Consider the following 18691-nt stretch of genomic DNA (forward strand, 5'->3'; position numbering starts at 1 on the left):
CCTGAATTCGTATAATAAGTGCATAACCCTCTGCAAGTATTGGCTAGACTAACACCTGTTGAATTAAGACAAGACATAGGTGTAAAGTAAACAGCTACCAAACAATTTACAGAGGCTACAAATGAGCTATACACACCTATGTCCTGAAGAAAGATATTATATAGAAATTGAATTAAAAAAGGGAACTTCACAGAATAAAATAGCAGAAGCCTTAGAACGAAGCCAAAGCAATATTTCACGCGAGATTAAACGCAATACAGGTCAAAGAGGCTACAGGCATAAACAAGCAGAAGATTTTGCCCAAGAACGACACAAAAACAAGCCTAAAGAGGTTAAATTAACGGATGAAATAAAAGGCATTGTTAATGTTCGCATTGAGGATGACTGGAGTCCTGAGCAGATTGCAGGGCGGTTAAAACAAGAAGGTATAATTAGTCTTCATCATGAAACAATCTACCAGCATATTCTGGCGGACAAAAAGGCAGGGGGTGAACTATACAAGCATCTTCGGCATCAGAACAAAACCTATCGCAAGCGGTATGGGTCAGCCCATAATAGGACAGGAATCCCTAATAGAGTCGATATAGATGAGCGTCCTGAAGAGGTCAACAACCGTAAGCGTATAGGTGATTGGGAGGCAGATACAATCATTGGGAAAAATCACAAAGGGGCGATTGTAACGTTGGATGAGCGAGTCTCTAAATTACGGTTGGCCTTCCCTTTAGCGGGGAAAAAGGCTCAATATGTATTAGACGCAACTATTTTAATGCTTGATCCTATAAAAAGCTTTGTTAAAACAATTACTTTTGATAACGGGAAAGAGTTTACCCTGCATGAAAAAATAGCAGAAGCACTAGGCTGTGATACGTATTTTGCGACTCCCTACAGCTCTTGGGAAAGAGGGCAAAATGAGAACGCTAATGGCTTATTAAGACAGTATTTCCCTAAAGTAATGGAGTTGATTGATGTTACGATAAAAGAGGTTTTTATAGCCGTTGATAAGCTAAATAGTCGCCCTAAAAAGTGTCTCAATTACAAAACACCTTATGAGGTATTTGAAGAGCTGACTGGGATAGATATGAAAAATTTATTGGGTTATGTACTTATGACTTGAATTCAAGTAATGGCTATTGAACTCAAGGAATATATAGTCGCTTTTATAGATTTATTAGGGTTTTCGGCAATGGTACAACATGATTGCGAAAGACCAAAAAAAGAACATCGTTACATTAAAGTTTTATATACAATTCACCTTAAAACTAAAGAGCTGAAAAAGACAATAATTGGCCTAGAAATAACACAGTTCTCTGATTCCGTCGTGCTGGCTATACCATATAGCCAAGAGAACTACAAAAAGGTCGTAGACGTTATTTCAAACTACCAATATGATTTGCTTAATGATGGAATATTATGCCGTGGTGGTGCCTCATACGGAAAACATTTTTCAACTGAAGATTTCTTGTTTAGCAATGGAATGATTGATGCTTATAAGATTGAATCTACCATTGCATTAACTCCAAGAGTTATAATTAGCAAAGAGTTAATAGATTTAGTTTACCCTGCTAGTGAGCTGTCAAAAAACGAGCACTTGATACTCGAGAGTGATGGGTTGTATTTCATAAACTATATGAAAAATGGTAATGCTGATGATAGTTGGAAAGCAATATGTAAAGTAATTCCCGATGAATTAAGTGACAACCCTTCAATTAGGAGTAAACATATCTGGCTTATTGACTATTACAATCACCAGTTTCCAGAATCAAAACGAAAAGATAACCACCGCTTTGTTAGCCCTGACGCATGAAATAAAGCCGCATAAAAAGCCATGTTATATTAAGCAATTGGGTTTTAAATACCGAGTTTTCCTTGTTTTAAGCGATTGTAAGGCGAATAAAAAAGTTCTTCGAGGTCGTAGATGTTTAAGGGGACATTTTGTGATGACTATAGCGATAGAAGCAATAAAGCGTGGATTAATCGACTGTTGGGCAGTTCACTAAAAATCACAAAAACCAGGCTAAAACCATGTCAAGAACTTTTTTAATTATTTACGCTGAGTAGTTACAGGGGGAATACATAAAGTATGCTTCAAAGATTCGTGGACCGCTCTCGATAGAGTCGTAGAGGTTATCGAGATAGCTACGCTAAGACTATTTATTTCCTTTTATCATTCAACAATATTCTTGACTGGTGATACGTACCATTTGCCACCGCACCTAGTTTATTCATTCTTTAACCACGCATCCCCTTGGCAATCCTAACAATTCGACACTCACTAGAGGAGAGTGGGGGTAGATGCACTGATGGCGATGTAAAAAAAACAAGTGTATTTTTTACATCACCATCCGCACCAATAATCACCTTCAAGTCGCCCTGATTCTTCGCAAATAGAGTTAAAAAAGGCTGTTAAAAAACATATCATGTGTTATCGTTAATAAAACCCCTGTTAAAGAAGTAAACAAATGAAAATAGGTTACGTCCGGGTTTCAACAACATTTCAAGATACATCACTACAAATAGACGCGCTTAATGCAGCTGGTTGCGAAATAATTTATGAGGGAAAAGCACCACCACATAAACGACCATTTATGTGGGTTCTGTCGCAAGTATTGTTGGAAATGCAGGAATACTTTCCTCAGACAATTGCCCCTTTCGGATGATATGTGCCGTTTCAATTCCATCAATTGTTGCTTGGGCGGAGTGAAACGCTTTAAAGCCCATCATCGGTTTTGTTATTTTTTTGATAAAGCGATGATCCTGTTCGATGATGTTATTCAAATATTTAACTTGTAATATGTCAATCATAGTGGCAAACCCAGCGAGGATTAACAAGAGGTTAATATTGGCTAATCCTGCATAGTTAGCGCCACTTTTATCCATAACGACCTTATCAGGAAAACCATTATTGTTAATTGTTTGTTTGAAAAATGCGGTTGCAGCCTCTTCATCACGGCGCTCAGAAAGCATGAAATCAAGCGTATCCCCCTGACTATCAACAGCTCGGTATAAATAGGTCCACTGCCCCTTCACTTTGATATACGTTTCATCCATGCGCCACGATTTATTGGTTTCTCGTTTCTGAGATTTGGCTTTTACAGCAATGGCAGGAGAATAACGGATAACCCAACGATTGAGCGTAGCATGATCCACTTCAACACCTCTTTCTATAGCACCCCAAAGAGTCAAGACAGATTTTTCAACAATCCTTATTCCATATTCCTAAGCCGCTTCATTCTGCTGTTCATTAGCTAAAATACTTTCTCTATATACATTCATTGGTTTTTTATAGTCCAGGGTTTCATGAAACCGTTGATGATTATAAAACTCAATATAGTCATCAACATCTTCTATTAACGCTCTAATTGAACCATATTCATTTAAATAAATACGCTCACATTTTGCACTTCGCCAAAACCGTTCAATACAAATATTATCCGTTGCTCGTCCTTTTCCATCCATAGAAATAGTAATGCCTTTGTTTTTTAGTCGTTGGGTATGAATTTCACTGGTGTATTGACTGCCTTGATCCGTATTAAAAATTTCAGGTGTTCCGTAGAGAGAAAGCGCTTCATCTAATACATCCATAACTAAAAAAGAATCCATTGTGTTTGATATTTTATGGGCGAGCACTGCTTTTGAGTGCCAATCAATAATCGCCGCTAAATAAACCATCCCTTATAGCACCCCAAAGAGTCAAGACAGATTTTTCAACAATCCTTATTCCATATTCCTAAGCCGCTTCATTCTGCTGTTCATTAGCTAAAATACTTTCTCTATATACATTCATTGGTTTTTTATAGTCCAGGGTTTCATGAAACCGTTGATGATTATAAAACTCAATATAGTCATCAACATCTTCTATTAACGCTCTAATTGAACCATATTCATTTAAATAAATACGCTCACATTTTGCACTTCGCCAAAACCGTTCAATACAAATATTATCCGTTGCTCGTCCTTTTCCATCCATAGAAATAGTGATGCCTTTGTTTTTTAGTCGTTGGGTATGAATTTCACTGGTGTATTGACTGCCTTGATCCGTATTAAAAATTTCAGGTGTTCCGTAGAGAGAAAGCGCTTCATCTAATACATCCATAACTAAAAAAGAATCCATTGTGTTTGATATTTTATGGGCGAGCACTGCTTTTGAGTGCCAATCAATAATCGCCGCTAAATAAACCATCCCTTCTTTGGTTTTAATATAGGTTATATCTGTACTCCAAACTTGGTTAGCGTGTGATATATTATAGCACCCCAAAGAGTCAAGACAGATTTTTCAACAATCCTTATTCCATATTCCTAAGCCGCTTCATTCTGCTGTTCATTAGCTAAAATACTTTCTCTATATACATTCATTGGTTTTTTATAGTCCAGGGTTTCATGAAACCGTTGATGATTATAAAACTCAATATAGTCATCAACATCTTCTATTAACGCTCTAATTGAACCATATTCATTTAAATAAATACGCTCACATTTTGCACTTCGCCAAAACCGTTCAATACAAATATTATCCGTTGCTCGTCCTTTTCCATCCATAGAAATAGTGATGCCTTTGTTTTTTAGTCGTTGGGTATGAATTTCACTGGTGTATTGACTGCCTTGATCCGTATTAAAAATTTCAGGTGTTCCGTAGAGAGAAAGCGCTTCATCTAATACATCCATAACTAAAAAAGAATCCATTGTGTTTGATATTTTATGGGCGAGCACTGCTTTTGAGTGCCAATCAATAATCGCCGCTAAATAAACCATCCCTTCTTTGGTTTTAATATAGGTTATATCTGTGCTCCAAACTTGGTTAGCGTGTGATATATCAAGATCTCTAAGCTTATAAGTATATTTTTTATGTTCTTTTATGGGGATCGTTGTATTGACTTGTTTTACCGCTAATACGGCTTTCAAGCCCATCTGCTGCCGATAACTCGCCACCGTGTTTAAACTGACTTTAAAACCACCTTCAAGCAACTGCTGGTGTACTTTAGCCGCACCATAAATAGGGATGTCTTTAAAAATGTGATTAATCTGAGTTTTGATCTCTTCTTTCTTTTTATTCTCTCTTTTTTTGTAATAGAGATTGCTTCTATTTAATCCTAATAATGCACACTGCTGTGTTAGAGGTAGAGTGTTAAGCTTGGGCTCAATCAACTGTTTTCTATCAGATGAGTCCAAGCTTTTTAGCTTTTTTTCGAGCCACTCCTTTTCAACCGTCATTTTTCCTACGATTTTTGTGAGCATCTCATTTTGTTCTTGAGCTGCTAATAGATCCTCTTTGTAATCTTTAACGGCTTTGGAGGGCTCCATTGCTATTTCTGCATTGTCTAAGAATATTTTTTTCCAGTTTTGTAGGTTCTTAGGTGTGATGTTATTTGCACTGGCAATTTCTTGCAGTGTTTTTTCATTCTTTAAAACTTCTAATACCAACTTGCTTTTAAATTCAGCACTGTAGACCGTTCTTTTTCTGCTCATTTTAATACTCCAATTTTTGTAACTACTCAGCGGAGCTGAGTAGTCCAATGAAATTATAAAGCAAATTCAGGTAACTTTCCCTCAAAGACCAGGGTCATTGCCTGAGTTGCACTTAGACCTTGTTTACGGCACGTTGATAAATACCCTCTGACACGACAAAATATCTCTGCACCCTTGGTGCTACGAAAGCAGCCGGATATTTTCTGTTGAACCTTGGTCATCCGAATCGAATTTTCTGCGGCATTATTGGTAAATGGCACCCAGGTATTTGTCATGAAGCGCAAGACATCCTCTTCATAATTAATCAGCCTTTCCAGTAAGTTTCTAGCTTTACTGCGTTTTATTCGCCCCCGCTTTACTTCTTTAGGCTTATCGGGTGGTGGGCATTCAATCTCCGCTTTGCCAAGTAATTCTCTGTATTGTACTTTCCATTTTTCTGCTTCTTTATGTAGTAGCATGCCACCTGCTTCATTGACGGCATCATTCATTTTTTCAAGTAGTCGTTTCATTTCAAGCGCCCACTCCTGTTTATCCTGCTCCCAGGCGCGCGTTAATTCCCTCAAATGATGTGCATTACAAAGCGAATGAGTACAGTCATATTTATAGTAGGGCTTCCAATGATCATGACATAAAATCCCATGAAAATGGGGTAAAATTCCAATGTCATTCATTGCCTCTGTGCCACGTTTGGCATGGGGAAAGAAGTGTGTCCACTGATCATTGGAAGTCCCATGTAGCCAATGGCGCTTACCATTAATATTAATGCCTGTTTCATCCGCATGAATGCACGGTGATTCGACTAAGTGTTCTTTACTGATAGTTTCAAACCCAGCCAACTTCTCATAGGCCAGTTCATTGAAATTATAGATAGAGCCTTCACTAATCGGCATACCTAATTGATCAGCGAAATACTCCTGTATTCGGTTGTAGGCCAATAACTGATATTGCGAAAGATAAACCACATGGGCTTTTATCCCATTACCATATTGCGCAGCCTTAGTAACCTCATCTGGAAAAGGAGCGATAAAACACTGACCTTTTTCATTTATCAACCGTTGCGCCTGGTATTCTGTCACTACCCTTGAGATATCAATATCGAATACCTGGCGTGTTTCAAAGCCATCTGCCGTGTATCGCCCTTTTGGCAAGGTACGGCGATCAATGGTAATGATCTCGATTTCATCCGGGTCATCTATTTTTTGAAGCGTCGTGCCGACATGCGATTTTTGTCCGCCAGAAGGCTTATCTGATTTTTTGCGATTCCCTTTTTTCCGGTTGGGATCACTTGCAGGTGGTTTACTGCTATTTTTGCTGTTCAGTGTCACTCGATTGAGTAATACCGTGACTAATAATAGAATCACTTCCAGTGCTGATTTTAGCGCAGGCGATATATCACGCTCAGTTTCAAGTAACTGTTTGGCATGACTGATTGCGGAATCAACATCGATGAAGTCTATTTTCAAAGGGTAACCTGTATTGCTTTAAGGACAGACTTATTATCTCATGGGTTTTAAATCCCGAATTTTCCTTGTTTTAAGCGATTGTAAGGCGAATAAAAAAGTTCTTCGAGGTCGTAGATGTTTAAGGGGACATTTTGTGATGACTATAGCGATAGAAGCAATAAAGCGTGGATTAATCGACTGTTGGGCAGCTCACTAAAAATCACAAAAACCAGGCTAAAACCCTGTCAATAACTTTTTTAATTATTTACGCTGACGCTGTCAGCCCCGGACGGGCTGATAGTCTCCAGAAGGCGCAGGGAAATTTGCCAATCCGAAGTGCGCGATAGCGCGCGAGGGAGGCTAAAATTTTATCCCGAATAGCCGTAGAGCCATTTGTGGTAGCCATGACTGAGCTGCTTTGTGCTCAGTCTGTGGCGGACGCAGGGCGGCTGGAGCATCTCCTATTCGCTGCGTAGGTGAACGAATTACGGCGACAGGAGTCCCGGAATTTCGTGAGGTAGCATGGCGCGCCTGGTAGTTACCAATTTTTTACAAATAGTAACTAATTTGGAATAAGATTGCTTTGATTTCTTGTCTGGATTTGCTGGGGGATTATAATGATCCACTTCAACACCTCTTTCTTCCATAATTTCTTCAAGGTCGCGATACGAAATGCCATACCTGACATAAAAGAAAACAGCATAAAGAATGACATCTTTTGGGAAGTGAGTGCCTTTGAAGCTGAGCATATGATGTCATTCGTTCGCTGAAAATCATGGAAACGGAGCTTAGCGAAGTGGTGATTTTTAGGGTTCTGTCGCAAAAAACCGAAAGCCACTATTATAAGGTTTAATATCATCCAAAAAAGATTCACATGTTCAGCTAAAAATAGCGGTATTTTTTAAGGCATTATTAATCTGTATGCCAGGTGCTATATGGCTTGAAAAGCTATCTGTCGAACTTTTAACGATAGGGTAATCGAGATTTCATCTTGAATGAAATATTATTCATTAGCTGCATAAAACTAGGATATAGTCGGTTTTTACACTTTTTGCGACAGAACCCCTTATCTATATACTGAAGGCGAGATGAAGTAACAGAGTTATTCTTCATTACTGTTTTGTGGTTTAACTTGCATTGTTGGTAATGCAACTTTCGGAAGGTTTAAACGAGTGCACATATTCATTAAATGCTCTCTCCAGAAAGGCCAAATATGATAGCTAACATTCTGAAGTGCGAATGTTTTTAATGAATATTCATCAATGTTTTTATCAAGCATTTGATATTCAGAGCAAAAACTAGCTTCTATTTGAGCTAAAGCCTCAGGCTCCTTATTGCCTTTATCTTCTTCTTTAATAAAACGGCAACCTACATCTACATAAACTTTAAAAAAGTGTTCTTCATTACCTTCATCATCTTGAACTCCAAAGACCTCAGAGCCTTTAACAACATGCATGAACTGGTAAACTACACCATCGAAATCAGATCTTTTAGGATCGAAATCTGGATTAGTAAAACAATTTGTGTTTTTTATATAAATATCATGAGATTTAAGTGTATCTTTAGCTTTTTGAAAGTCTGCATGATTAGCCATAACACCTTTGCTCCGTAGCACCTTCCATTATAGGTTTAATGGGAAATATTTTAGCTACTTGCTGACGTTTAGGTTGCACATTCATGAAATCTGTTTGGTTCAAAGAACCAATAGATGATTTGATACTGTGAATAGTACGTGTTACTCCAAACTTTTCACCTAAGGTAAAGGCCAAACAATTAGTGATGCGTCCACTAAAATCACCATTCTCCAAAATAGGAGACGGCATTACTTTACCTTGTTCAGCTAAAGCTTCGGCTGTTGTTTCAAGACTGTCGATTGCAAGTAAATATGCTTCCTCATAAGAATCTGCATATTCTACTACATCAGGTAATTCTTTTACTTTGGCTTCAAAGAACACTTCGCCGTCGAAATTTCCTTTTCGTACAGTGATATTGTATAGACCCGCATCAAACATTTTTTCACTATTCATTTCGTTTCTCCAAGTATTTTACGAGTTCATTCTTGTACTTCTCTAATACCTTTATTATTTTTTTTATATAGGGCTTTTTAATTTCAGGGTTTCTGCCATGATCACAATTTAGTGAACCTGAAGTGAAAGACGCAATATGAGGATGAGTATAAACCTTATGTCCACCTCTCCGTCCGTCTTTCAATTCAAAGTCTAATTTTCTCAATAGAGCTTTAGCCTCCGCTGTCAGCCCCGGACGGGCTGATAGTCTCCAGAAGGCGCAGGGAAATTTGCCAATCCGAAGTGCGCGATAGCGCGCGAGGGAGGCTAAAATTTTATCCCGAATAGCCGTAGAGCCATTTGTGGTAGCCATGACTGAGCTGCTTTGTGCTCAGTCTGTGGCGGACGCAGGGCGGCTGGAGCATCTCCTATTCGCTGCGTAGGTGAACGAATTACGGCGACAGGAGTCCCGGAATTTCGTGAGGTAGCATGGCGCGCCTGTTGGCACCTCATGCTAGCACCAGCACCCTTAAAGGCTGTTATTACATTAGTATAGATAATTTTTGTCATTCGCTGTCAGCTCCGGACGGGATGATAGTCTCCAGAAGGCGCAGGGTTGTTGCCAATCCGAAGTGCGCGATAGCGCGCGAGGGAGGCTAAAATTTTATCCCGAATAGCCGTAGAGCCATTTGTGGTGGCCATGACTGAGCTGCTTTGTGCTCAGTCTGTGGCGGACGCAGGGCGGCTGGAGCATCTCCTGTTCGCTGCGTAGGTGAACGAATTACGGCGACAGGAGTCCCGGAATTTCGTGAGGTAGCATGGCGCGCCTATGACACCATATATAGTGTCACAATTTGTGATTTGGCAAATTTTACATTAAAAATGATAATATGCAATCATTAAATCGCGACGCCCTCCTTGTCCTTAATAAATTCCAAATGCAATAACTGAGTCTTAAATTCATCATCACCAATCACTATTTGCCACCTTTCTTCCATAAATGCTAACAACTGAAGTCCACGATTTAAAACCGTTTCAGGTATCCATTCTGGCTCTTGAGATATTTCGTTCTCTGAAGCCGAACCATTATATAAGGTTCTGTCGCAATAATTATCAAAAGCGACCCACCCCCGATTTTATATTAAAATACCTCGCACAGTCACGAATGCGGGGTATATGTGGATAAACATCCCAAGTTGTTCAATAAGAAGATCACGATTTGAACAACCACCTAAATTCTTAATCTATAGGTACTGAACGTGCTAAATTTAAGAATTCCTCTTTCATTTCTTTACTACTTGATGCGTTTTTCTCTAGGGTTAATTCATAATATTTAGAATCTGTTGTCCATACTAGGGAAGTTGTAGCTTTCCCGCTGGGACTTATCCCCACTTCGTATATAGCAGGATTCCCATTAATATTTTCATTAACTGCCTCTTCGGTAAATACCACTTTACCCCCTCCGGTATGATAATCATCCTCCGAAAGTTGAACCAAGCTTAAATTGTCAAACTCATAAACTCTTGTTAAAGTAGTCCACTTCCCTTCATCATAGAGCCCGCTCACCTGTCTGGAAACCACCTTTTTACCTTCGAAGGGTGTTTCATCTAAATTAGTGGGTTCTACCGTTAAAAGTTTAACCGCTTCCTCATGGGTCTTCTCAAATTTTTTACTTTTTGGAGTCATCTCGTCTCGGATTGGAGTTATACTATTTTCAGTCATATCAACATACCCCCGTTCTTTCATTTGTCGTATAGACAACTCCGTTTCCTTTTTAACATAGTCAGGTATAGGAAAATCCTCCATTGGAGCGAAGGATACATCCTCTTCCTGCCCCCCAAAGAACTCTTCCATAGCTTCAAATTCTGACTCTATATTCTTTTTATTTTCATCGGAATGTTCAGTATCTGAATTTTCAGTATCAGGATATTCAGTATAGGCATATTCCATATCTGAAGGTGGCTCCCACGCCTTATATCCCGAATGCACCTTCTCTGATACCTCAGGGGGTTTTTGGGATGGGTTATGACGAATTTTTTCTGGAACAAAAGTTGGTGAAACTTTTTCAACTTTACTTACTTTTTCAATTACACCTCCCTCTTCAGAATTACCTTCGTCCCCGGTTAATGTGTATCTCGCATAAGCTAAAATTGAAAACAAGCCTACTAGAAAAAACACTGTTAACCCGTATTTTTTACATGTACTCATAGTTCTATCCTCTTGATAGTTAAAACGATGTAATCCTCTGAGCTACATCGTTTTAAGGTTAAGTTAAAGAAAAATTACAATTGTCAGTTTGGCTACGTTTAGAAAGGAACGTTTTATTATTTCCAGATTTCAAATAATGGAATCCCACAACAGTCCATAAGGATTGACCTGTATTATCTCTATGGGCTGCCCCGTTATTATTCCATAAATATTCCCATCCAGTGTCAAGCTGATGTCTCATCTTTCCATGCTTATAGTGCCTGCTAAAAACCCTCGACAATCTCTTCTCCGAGCTCATGAATGTTATTGACTCATTTCCATAATCAGCTCCTCCCGGCGGAAAGCAATTTGCTCTACTAAACTGCCACAACTTAGCACTAGAAACGGTTCTGTCGCATAAATCCCCCTTCCCGATGGTTCTGTCGCAATAATTATCAAAAGCGCAGACCTCCTGGTCTTCAGGCATAACTATCCTGCTAAAGCCATAAACTGCTTATAAGCAGGAATATTTTCCTCAGACAATTGTCCCTTTCGGATCATATGTGCTGTTTCAATTCCATCAATGGTTGCTTGAGCGGAGTGAAACGCTTTAAAGCCCATCATCGGTTTTGTTATTTTTTTGATAAATCGATGATCCTGTTCGATGATGTTATTCAAATATTTAACCTGTAATATGTCGATCATAGTGGCAAACCCAGCGAGGATTAACAAGAGGTTAATATTGGCTAATCCGGTTCTGTCGCAATAATTATCAAAAGCGCAGACCTCCTGGTCTTCAGGCATAACTATCCTGCTAAAGCCATAAACTGCTTATAAGCAGGAATATTTTCCTCAGACAATTGTCCCTTTCGGATCATATGTGCTGTTTCAATTCCATCAATGGTTGCTTGAGCGGTCGGGGAGTCGCTATTTTTGCGAAAGCTTGTTTTGGGCATCCCAGCCCAAGCAAGCAGCAAAAACTTAACGCGACCACTTATGCCTCCGGCGGCCCCGATTCGTCCTCGTCACCTCGTCCCGACCCAACAAGGGGTCGGAACATAGGCTCCAAATGACTTGACGCCGTGTCGGATGGCCTTTTATTTTGTCTCCACCTTCGCTAACGCTCAGACTCCGACAAAACAACGGCCCTACGGCTATCGCGGACTAAAAATCTTCACTTCGCTTAGGCTACGTTTCCCTGATTTTCAGCGTCGGTTTTGTTATTTTTTTGATAAATCGATGATCCTGTTCGATGATGTTATTCAAATATTTAACCTGTAATATGTCGATCATAGTGGCAAACCCAGCGAGGATTAACAAGAGGTTAATATTGGCTAATCCTGCATAGTTAGCGCCACTTTTATCCATAACGACCTTATCAGGAAATCCATTATTGTTAATCGTTTGTTTGAAAAAAGCGGTTGCAGCCTCTTCATCACGGCGCTCAGAAAGCATGAAATCAAGCGTATCACCGTGACTATCAACAGCTCGGTATAAATAGGTCCACTGCCCCTTCACTTTGATATACGTTTCATCCATGCGCCACGATTTATTGGTTTCTCGTTTCTGAGATTTAGCTTTCACAGCAATGGCAGGAGAATAACGGATAACCCAACGATTGAGCGTAGCATGATCCACTTCAACACCTCCGCTGAAAATCATGGAAACGGAGCTTAGCGAAGTGGTGATTTTTAGTCCCTGATAGGCGACAGGGCAATTCGCTGATTCGACGTGTGCTAGCAGCACGCGAGAGGAGCAAGAATTGCATTCCGAATAGCCGTCCAGCCAGTGAGGTAGTAATGACGAAGCGGCTTTTGTGCGTAGTCGTTGCGGACGCAGGGCGTTCAGGGCATCTCCCATCCGCTGCGTAGGTGAACGAATTATGGCGACAGGAGTCCCGGAATTTCGTGAGGTAGCATGGCGCGCCTGTTTCTTCCATAATTTCTTCAAGGTCGCGATACGAAACGCCATACCTGACATACGCTGTCAGCCCCGGACGGGATGATAGTCTCCAGAAGGCGCAGGGAAATTTGCCAATCCGAAGTGCGCGATAGCGCGCGAGGGAGGCTAAAATTTTATCCCGAATAGCCGTAGAGCCATTTGAGGCAGCCATGACTGAGCTGCTTTCTGCTCAGTCTGTGACAGCATAAAGAATGACATCTTTTGGAAAGTGAGTGCCTTTGAAGCTGAGCATGTGATCCACCTTTTATTGAAATTTAGAATTATGATAGCAGATAACGTCGGGAAGGGGGATTTATGCGACAGAACCGTTTACAGTCTGAAAACCAAGCGTTAGCTGATGAACGTAAACAAGAAATTGATAAATTAACCCAGAATTTAAAGCAAGAACGTAATGCTTCCGAAGACGCACGCTTAAAACTCACTCAGAAGCTTAACAAGACCGAATTATTGATTCAGAGGGCTAACTCCCTAGAATCTGGCGTAATCGAGCTTAAAAACGATCTGAAGCAGTCTGATGATATAAAAAATCAAACAGGAAAGGAGTTAGCTGTGGTAGAAGCTAAATTTCAAGCTGAAAAGGAAAAGTCAGGGGGCTTAGAAGACCAACTTAACCAAAAAGAAACTGACTTTGCTCAAGAGAAAGTCAGTTTTACTGATTTGTTAAAAACGAAAGCCGTCCAGTCATTTGAGGGAGTGCTACGTAGCCTGCGCCGAGTTTACGATGGTGTGGCGAAGTGGCACGTACGCGGGACGGCTGTGGCGCCGTAGGCAATAGCGACTCCCCGATCCCAAACGGTAGCGGCTGAAATGAAAGGACGATTGATCGAATTGGATCAGAAAAAAACTAAGGATTTAATACAGAAATAGGAAGAATCTTAAACATCCCTCATATTTTCAATATGAGTCTTATAAAAGTGACTTTTAAAAAATCTTTAATTTTTTCTTTTTTTCTTTTTTTCTTTTTTTAGGACTATTAAAATTATTTAAAATCAATACATTATAAATGTATATCATGACCTTTTTATGGTTTAATCATGACCTTTTTATGGTTTAATCATGACCTTTTTATGGTTTAATCATGACCTTTTTATGGTATTGTACGTCCTTGTTTTTAATATTATTCTAGGCATTCTGTGGATAACTCAAATAATCACTTAACAGTGGTAAAACATAACAATATTGTAGAAGCTGGATATAGGTTGAGCATTAATGAAAATAGGGTATTGCTAACCTGTATTAGCCAAATAGATTCTATGGGAGTGATAAATAGTGATGATAAATTTATCGTTACAGTTCAAGATCTAATAGACTTAATCGGTTTAGACACCAAAAAACACTTACAAACAATTGGAGCTGGCAGCTAAAAGGCTTTATTCTCGGTCTGTATCAATAAATCTACCAGATAATAGGCTACTAGAAACTAGATGGGTTTCTTCTATCGAATACATCCCTAATTCTGGATCTGTAGAGCTCCAATTTTCACAGAAAATAATTCCTTACATATCAGAGCTGAGACGTGAGTTTACGCAGTACCGCCTTAACAATATCTTGATGTTTAAATCAAATTACTCAATCAGAATTTATGAATTATTGGTGAAGTGGGACCTTAATACTAAGGTAGTAGAAGTAGACTGGCTTAAGAAGAAATTTCAGATTGAAGATAAGTATAAAAATATTGGTGATTTGAAGCGAAAAGTAATCGATATTGCTATAACTGAGATAAACCAACACAGTGATATGACGGTGGCTTATACTCAAATAAAGCGAGGCCGTAATATAGTGGCTTTTAAATTCGAGTATTCACTAAAAAAAGATAAAAAACCCAAGAAAGAAAAGACATGGCACGGTATCCCTGAAACAGAGGTTGATAAATTGGCACGAGTTGGTGAATCATACCCAGAGGCAGGAAAGCGGATCGCTTCTCTAAAGCAGGCATTAGGTAAAAAATCGTAGAAAATTATCAATAACAGGTTGTGGTCTTTGGCATTTAATGAGTAAGATTGTTGCTATTTTGAATCAAAAGGGCGGTGCGGGTAAAACCACCATTGCGACTAATTTAGCCAGAGCCTTGCAGACAATAAATCAGCGAGTGTTATTAGTCGATTCAGATCCTCAGGGCAGTGCACGAGATTGGAATGCGGTAAGTGATGGAGGTTTAGCCCCCCCGTAATTGGCTTAGATAGGCAGACTCTAGCTAAAGATATTCAAGCGGTTAAAGATAACCAGGAGTGGATTGTTATTGATGGGGCACCGCTAATTCTGCAATTTGCGGTGCCCGCGATTAAGTGTGCTGATATCATTTTGATACCTGTGCAACCATCACCTTATGACATTTGGGCCTGTGAAGATTTAGTTGATATCATTAAGGCACGTCAAGAAGTGACTGATGGAGCTCCGCAAGCGGCCTTTATTATTTCACGATCCATTAAAAATACTCAGTTGAGTAAAGAAATAGGCGATGCCTTAAGAGGGTATGGGTTACCAGTGTTAAAGAGTTGTACTTTTCAACGTATTATTTATGAAAAAAGTGCCGCTATTGGATCCAGTGTTTTAGATATGGAGCCTGGTAATGAAGCTGCTAAAGAGATACTGGCAATCGCTGATGAATTAAAGGAGATGATTAATGGTTCTGTCGCATAAATCCCCCTTCCCGACGTTATCTGCTATCATAATTCTCAATCGCTGAAAATCAGGGAAACGGAGCCTAAGCGAAGTGAAGATTTTTAGTCCGCGATAGCCGTAGGGCCGTTGTTTTGTCGGAGTCTGAGCGTTAGGGAAGGTGGAGACAAAATAAAAGGCCATCCGACACGGCGTCAAGTCATTTGGAGCCTATGTTCCGACCCCTTGTTGGGTCGGGACGAGGTGACGAGGACGAATCGGGGCCGCCGGAGGCATAAGTGGTCGCGTTAAGTTTTTGCCGCTTGCTTGGGCTGGGATGCCCAAAACAAGCTTTCGCAAAAATAGCGACTCCCCGCTTCAATAAAAGGTGGATCACATGCTCAGCTTCAAAGGTACTCACTTTCCAAAAGATGTCATTCTTTATGCTGTTTTCTTTTATGTCAGGTATGGTGTTTCGTATCGCGACCTTGAAGAAATTATGGAAGAAAGAGGTGTTGAAGTGGATCATGCTACGCTCAACCGTTGGGTTATCCGTTATTCTCCTGACATTGCTGTAAACGCTAAATCTCAGAAACGAGAAACCAATAAATCGTGGCGCATGGATGAAACGTATATCAAAGTGAAGGGGCAGTGGACCTATTTATACCGAGCTGTTGATAGTCACGGGGATACGCTTGATTTCATGCTTTCTGAGTACCGTGATGAAGAGGCTGCAACCGCATTTTTCAAACAAACGATTAACAATAATGGCTTTCCTGATAAGGTCGTTATGGAAAAAAGTGGCGCTAACTATGCAGGATTAGCCAATATTAACCTCTTGTTAATCCTCGCTGGGTTTGCCACTATGATTGACATATTACAAGTTAAATATTTGAATAACATCATCGAACAGGATCATCGCTTTATCAAAAAAATAAGTAACTACTCAGCGTAAATAATTAAAAAAGTTCTTGACAGGGTTTTAGCCTGGTTTTTGTGATTTTTAGTGAACTGCCCAACAGTCGATTAATCCACGCTTTATTGCTTCTATCGCTATAGTCATCACAAAATGTCCCCTTAAACATCTACGACCTCGAAGAACTTTTTTATTCGCCTTACAATCGCTTAAAACAAGGAAAATTCGGGATTTAAAACCCATGAGATAATAAGCCTGTCCTTAAAGCAATACAGGTTACCCTTTGAAAATAGACTTCATCGATGTTGATTCCGCAATCAGTCATGCCAAACAGTTACTTGAAACTGAGCGTGATATATCGCCTGCGCTAAAATCAGCACTGGAAGTGATTCTATTATTAGTCACGGTATTACTCAATGGAGTGACACTGAACAGCAAAAATAGCAGTAAACCACCTGCAAGTGATCCCAACCGTAAAAAAGGGAATCGAAAAAAATCAGATAAGCCTTCTGGCGGACAAAAATCGCATGTCGGCACGACACTTCAAAAAATAGATGACCCGGATGAAATCGAGATCATTACCATTGATCGCCGTACCTTGCCAAAAGGGCGATACACGGCAGATGGCTTTGAAACACGCCAGGTATTCGATATTGATATCTCAAGGGTAGTGACAGAATACCAGGCGCAACGGTTGATAAATGAAAAAGGTCAGTGTTTTATCGCTCCTTTTCCAGATGAGGTTACTAAGGCTGCGCAATATGGTAATGGGATAAAAGCCCATGTGGTTTATCTTTCGCAATATCAGTTATTGCCCTACAACCGAATACAGGAGTATTTCGCTGATCAATTAGGTATGCCGATTAGTGAAGGCTCTATCTATAATTTCAATGAACTGGCCTATGAGAAGTTGGCTGGGTTTGAAACTATCAGAAAAGAACACTTAGTCGAATCACCGTGCATTCATGCGGATGAAACAGGCATTAATATTAATGGTAAGCGCGATTGGCTACATGGGACGTCCAATGATCAGTGGACACACTTCTTTCCCCATGCCAAACGTGGCACAGAGGCAATGAATGACATTGGGATTTTACCCCATTTTCATGGGATTTTATGTCATGATCATTGGAAGCCCTACTATAAATATGACTGTACTCATTCGCTTTGTAATGCACATCATTTGAGGGAATTAACGCGCGCCTGGGAGCAGGATAAACAGGAGTGGGCGCTTGAAATGAAACGACTACTTGAAAAAATGAATGATGCCGTCAATGAAGCAGGTGGCATGCTACTACATAAAGAAGCAGAAAAATGGAAAGTACAATACAGAGAATTACTTGGCAAAGCGGAGATTGAATGCCCACCACCCGATAAGCCTAAAGAAGTAAAACGGGGGCGAATAAAACGCAGTAAAGCTAGAAACTTACTGGAAAGGCTGATTAATTATGAAGAGGATGTCTTGCGCTTCATGACAAATACCTGGGTGCCATTTACCAATAATGCCGCAGAAAATTCGATTCGGATGACCAAGGTTCAACAGAAAATATCCGGCTGCTTTCGTAGTACCAAGGGTGCAGAGATATTTTGTCGTGTCAGAGGGTATTTATCAACGTGCCGTAAACAAGGTCTAAGTGCAACTCAGGCAATGACCCTGGTTTTTGAGGGAAAGTTACCTGAATTTGCTTTATAATTTCATTGGACTACTCAGCTTCGCTGAGTAGTTACAAAAATAACAAAACCGATGATGGGCTTTAAAGCGTTTCACTCCGCCCAAGCAACAATTGATGGAATTGAAACGGCACATATCATCCGAAAGGGGCAATTGTCTGAGGAAAATATTACTGCTTATAAGCAGTTTATGGCTTTAGCAGGATAGTTATGCCTGAAGACCAGGAGGTCTGCATTTTCAATAATACTTGCGACAGAACCATCTTTACTTACCACTCCTTTTAAGATATGGACATCCCCTGCATCACATACCTGAATTATCAATTCACGACAACCCTTTTTAATATCGCACTTTAATACCGGATATCGATACTTTGTTACCCATAACAAGTGAGCCGTGAATCGCGTAACTGTATGACCACTTCGACTTTGACCATTCATAGAAC

22 protein-coding genes and 10 pseudogenes are annotated in these 18691 nt (G+C 39.9%); 14 read left to right on the top strand and 18 right to left on the bottom strand.

From position 1 onward, the window contains the following. Nucleotides 1-121 precede the first annotated feature (121 nt). Together K6984_RS21035 and K6984_RS21040 are read left to right on the top strand one after the other, a co-directional pair. Nucleotides 122-1114 (top strand): IS30 family transposase, encoded by a 993-nt coding sequence (locus K6984_RS21035; RefSeq protein WP_221894956.1) that lies wholly within the window; start codon nt 122-124, stop codon nt 1112-1114. 9 nt (nt 1115-1123) lie between these two features. Continuing rightward, entirely contained in the window at nt 1124-1804 is a 681-nt protein-coding gene (locus K6984_RS21040) for a hypothetical protein (RefSeq protein WP_221897285.1), read from the top strand. Nucleotides 1805-2583: 779 nt separating this feature from the next. Here the strand turns inward: K6984_RS21040 and K6984_RS21045 are convergent. From K6984_RS21045 to K6984_RS21090, 10 genes and pseudogenes are all read right to left on the bottom strand, one after another. Next, a pseudogene (locus tag K6984_RS21045) lies at nt 2584-3162 on the bottom strand (IS6 family transposase); the annotation flags it as partial. A 54-nt stretch (nt 3163-3216) separates the two neighbouring features. Then, nucleotides 3217-3672: pseudogene (locus tag K6984_RS21050) on the bottom strand (transposase); the annotation flags it as partial. Nucleotides 3673-3727: 55 nt separating this feature from the next. Beyond that, nucleotides 3728-4240: pseudogene (locus tag K6984_RS21055) on the bottom strand (IS3 family transposase); the annotation flags it as partial. A gap of 56 nt (nt 4241-4296) precedes the next feature. Next, on the bottom strand, nt 4297-5463 hold the full coding sequence (locus K6984_RS21060) for an IS3 family transposase (RefSeq protein ID WP_087870166.1): 1167 nt from the start codon (nt 5461-5463) through the stop codon (nt 4297-4299). Nucleotides 5464-5516: 53 nt separating this feature from the next. Beyond that, nucleotides 5517-6926, bottom strand: a complete 1410-nt coding sequence (tnpC, locus tag K6984_RS21065; protein ID WP_221897288.1) for an IS66 family transposase — start codon at nt 6924-6926, stop codon at nt 5517-5519. A 244-nt stretch (nt 6927-7170) separates the two neighbouring features. Continuing rightward, nucleotides 7171-7311 (bottom strand): hypothetical protein, encoded by a 141-nt coding sequence (locus tag K6984_RS21070; protein ID WP_221897289.1) that lies wholly within the window; start codon nt 7309-7311, stop codon nt 7171-7173. Nucleotides 7312-7522: 211 nt separating this feature from the next. Then, nucleotides 7523-7654, bottom strand: a pseudogene (locus K6984_RS21075) (IS6 family transposase); the annotation flags it as partial. Nucleotides 7655-8007: 353 nt separating this feature from the next. Continuing rightward, a complete protein-coding gene (locus K6984_RS21080) occupies nt 8008-8499 on the bottom strand; it encodes a preprotein translocase subunit SecB (RefSeq protein ID WP_221897290.1) in 492 nt (163 codons plus the stop codon). Next, nucleotides 8492-8932, bottom strand: coding sequence for a type II toxin-antitoxin system HicB family antitoxin (locus tag K6984_RS21085; RefSeq protein WP_221897291.1), 441 nt, complete (start codon nt 8930-8932; stop codon nt 8492-8494). The genes K6984_RS21080 and K6984_RS21085 overlap by 8 nt, the downstream gene beginning before the upstream one ends. After that, on the bottom strand, nt 8925-9284 hold the full coding sequence (locus K6984_RS21090) for a type II toxin-antitoxin system HicA family toxin (protein WP_221897292.1): 360 nt from the start codon (nt 9282-9284) through the stop codon (nt 8925-8927). Before K6984_RS21090 ends, K6984_RS21085 begins: the two co-directional genes overlap by 8 nt. 12 nt (nt 9285-9296) lie before the next feature. Between K6984_RS21090 and K6984_RS21095 the strand changes: the two genes are divergently transcribed. Beyond that, nucleotides 9297-9467, top strand: coding sequence for a hypothetical protein (locus K6984_RS21095; protein WP_221897293.1), 171 nt, complete (start codon nt 9297-9299; stop codon nt 9465-9467). Nucleotides 9468-9487: 20 nt separating this feature from the next. Here K6984_RS21095 and K6984_RS34450 read toward each other — a convergent pair whose 3' ends face one another. Further along, nucleotides 9488-9613, bottom strand: coding sequence for a hypothetical protein (locus K6984_RS34450; protein ID WP_263458828.1), 126 nt, complete (start codon nt 9611-9613; stop codon nt 9488-9490). A 12-nt stretch (nt 9614-9625) separates the two neighbouring features. Between K6984_RS34450 and K6984_RS21100 the strand changes: the two genes are divergently transcribed. After that, entirely contained in the window at nt 9626-9814 is a 189-nt protein-coding gene (locus K6984_RS21100) for a hypothetical protein (protein WP_221897294.1), read from the top strand. A gap of 336 nt (nt 9815-10150) precedes the next feature. On the opposite strand, the gene K6984_RS21105 is transcribed toward K6984_RS21100, so the two are convergent. From K6984_RS21105 to K6984_RS21115, 3 genes and pseudogenes are all read right to left on the bottom strand, one after another. Next, nucleotides 10151-11119 (bottom strand): hypothetical protein, encoded by a 969-nt coding sequence (locus K6984_RS21105; RefSeq protein ID WP_221897295.1) that lies wholly within the window; start codon nt 11117-11119, stop codon nt 10151-10153. A gap of 468 nt (nt 11120-11587) precedes the next feature. Further along, a pseudogene (locus K6984_RS21110) lies at nt 11588-11851 on the bottom strand (DDE-type integrase/transposase/recombinase); the annotation flags it as partial. A gap of 53 nt (nt 11852-11904) precedes the next feature. Then, nucleotides 11905-12054, bottom strand: a complete 150-nt coding sequence (locus K6984_RS21115) for a transposase (RefSeq protein ID WP_221897296.1) — start codon at nt 12052-12054, stop codon at nt 11905-11907. On the opposite strand from K6984_RS21115, the gene K6984_RS34455 reads away from it, so the two are divergent. Then, nucleotides 12032-12160 (top strand): hypothetical protein, encoded by a 129-nt coding sequence (locus tag K6984_RS34455; protein WP_263458596.1) that lies wholly within the window; start codon nt 12032-12034, stop codon nt 12158-12160. The two genes, K6984_RS21115 and K6984_RS34455, sit on opposite strands and share 23 nt — an antisense overlap. 27 nt (nt 12161-12187) lie before the next feature. After that, nucleotides 12188-12379, top strand: a complete 192-nt coding sequence (locus K6984_RS21120; RefSeq protein WP_221897297.1) for a hypothetical protein — start codon at nt 12188-12190, stop codon at nt 12377-12379. Here the strand turns inward: K6984_RS21120 and K6984_RS21125 are convergent. Beyond that, nucleotides 12305-12844 (bottom strand): annotated as a pseudogene (locus tag K6984_RS21125) (IS6 family transposase); the annotation flags it as partial. The gene K6984_RS21120 and the pseudogene K6984_RS21125 overlap by 75 nt on opposite strands. A 70-nt stretch (nt 12845-12914) precedes the next feature. On the opposite strand from K6984_RS21125, the gene K6984_RS21130 reads away from it, so the two are divergent. The 5 genes and pseudogenes from K6984_RS21130 to parA all read left to right on the top strand — a co-directional run bounded on the left by K6984_RS21130 (nt 12915) and on the right by parA (nt 15700). After that, complete coding sequence (locus K6984_RS21130) at nt 12915-13103, top strand: hypothetical protein (RefSeq protein WP_221897298.1); 189 nt, start codon at nt 12915-12917, stop codon at nt 13101-13103. A 251-nt stretch (nt 13104-13354) separates the two neighbouring features. Beyond that, a complete protein-coding gene (locus K6984_RS21135) occupies nt 13355-13828 on the top strand; it encodes a hypothetical protein (protein WP_221897299.1) in 474 nt (157 codons plus the stop codon). Between the two features lie 365 nt (nt 13829-14193). Continuing rightward, entirely contained in the window at nt 14194-14424 is a 231-nt protein-coding gene (locus K6984_RS34460; protein ID WP_221897300.1) for a replication initiation protein, read from the top strand. Next, complete coding sequence (locus K6984_RS21145) at nt 14408-15013, top strand: replication initiation protein (RefSeq protein WP_221897301.1); 606 nt, start codon at nt 14408-14410, stop codon at nt 15011-15013. Before K6984_RS34460 ends, K6984_RS21145 begins: the two co-directional genes overlap by 17 nt. A gap of 37 nt (nt 15014-15050) precedes the next feature. Further along, a pseudogene (parA, locus tag K6984_RS21155) lies at nt 15051-15700 on the top strand (ParA family partition ATPase). Here parA and K6984_RS21160 read toward each other — a convergent pair. Continuing rightward, nucleotides 15668-15862: a hypothetical protein gene (locus tag K6984_RS21160; protein ID WP_221897303.1), complete on the bottom strand. Its 195-nt coding sequence runs from the start codon at nt 15860-15862 to the stop codon at nt 15668-15670. The pseudogene parA and the gene K6984_RS21160 overlap by 33 nt on opposite strands. 27 nt (nt 15863-15889) lie before the next feature. Further along, nucleotides 15890-16018 carry a hypothetical protein gene (locus K6984_RS34465; protein WP_263458600.1) on the bottom strand — a complete coding sequence of 43 codons (129 nt, stop codon included), beginning with the start codon at nt 16016-16018 and terminating at the stop codon, nt 15890-15892. Nucleotides 16019-16055: 37 nt separating this feature from the next. Between K6984_RS34465 and K6984_RS21165 the strand changes: the two are divergent. From K6984_RS21165 to K6984_RS21175, 3 genes and pseudogenes are all read left to right on the top strand, one after another. Then, nucleotides 16056-16598 (top strand): annotated as a pseudogene (locus K6984_RS21165) (IS6 family transposase); the annotation flags it as partial. A gap of 259 nt (nt 16599-16857) precedes the next feature. After that, nucleotides 16858-18267, top strand: coding sequence for an IS66 family transposase (gene tnpC / locus K6984_RS21170; RefSeq protein ID WP_221897305.1), 1410 nt, complete (start codon nt 16858-16860; stop codon nt 18265-18267). Nucleotides 18268-18297: 30 nt separating this feature from the next. After that, nucleotides 18298-18453, top strand: a pseudogene (locus tag K6984_RS21175) (IS6 family transposase); the annotation flags it as partial. A 53-nt stretch (nt 18454-18506) separates the two neighbouring features. On the opposite strand, the pseudogene K6984_RS21180 reads toward K6984_RS21175, so the two are convergent. Beyond that, a pseudogene (locus K6984_RS21180) lies at nt 18507-18686 on the bottom strand (transposase); the annotation flags it as partial. Between the last annotated feature and the right edge of the window lie 5 nt (nt 18687-18691).

The organism is Bathymodiolus japonicus methanotrophic gill symbiont, from assembly GCF_019721995.1.
GTDB lineage: Bacteria > Pseudomonadota > Gammaproteobacteria > Methylococcales > Methylomonadaceae > Methyloprofundus.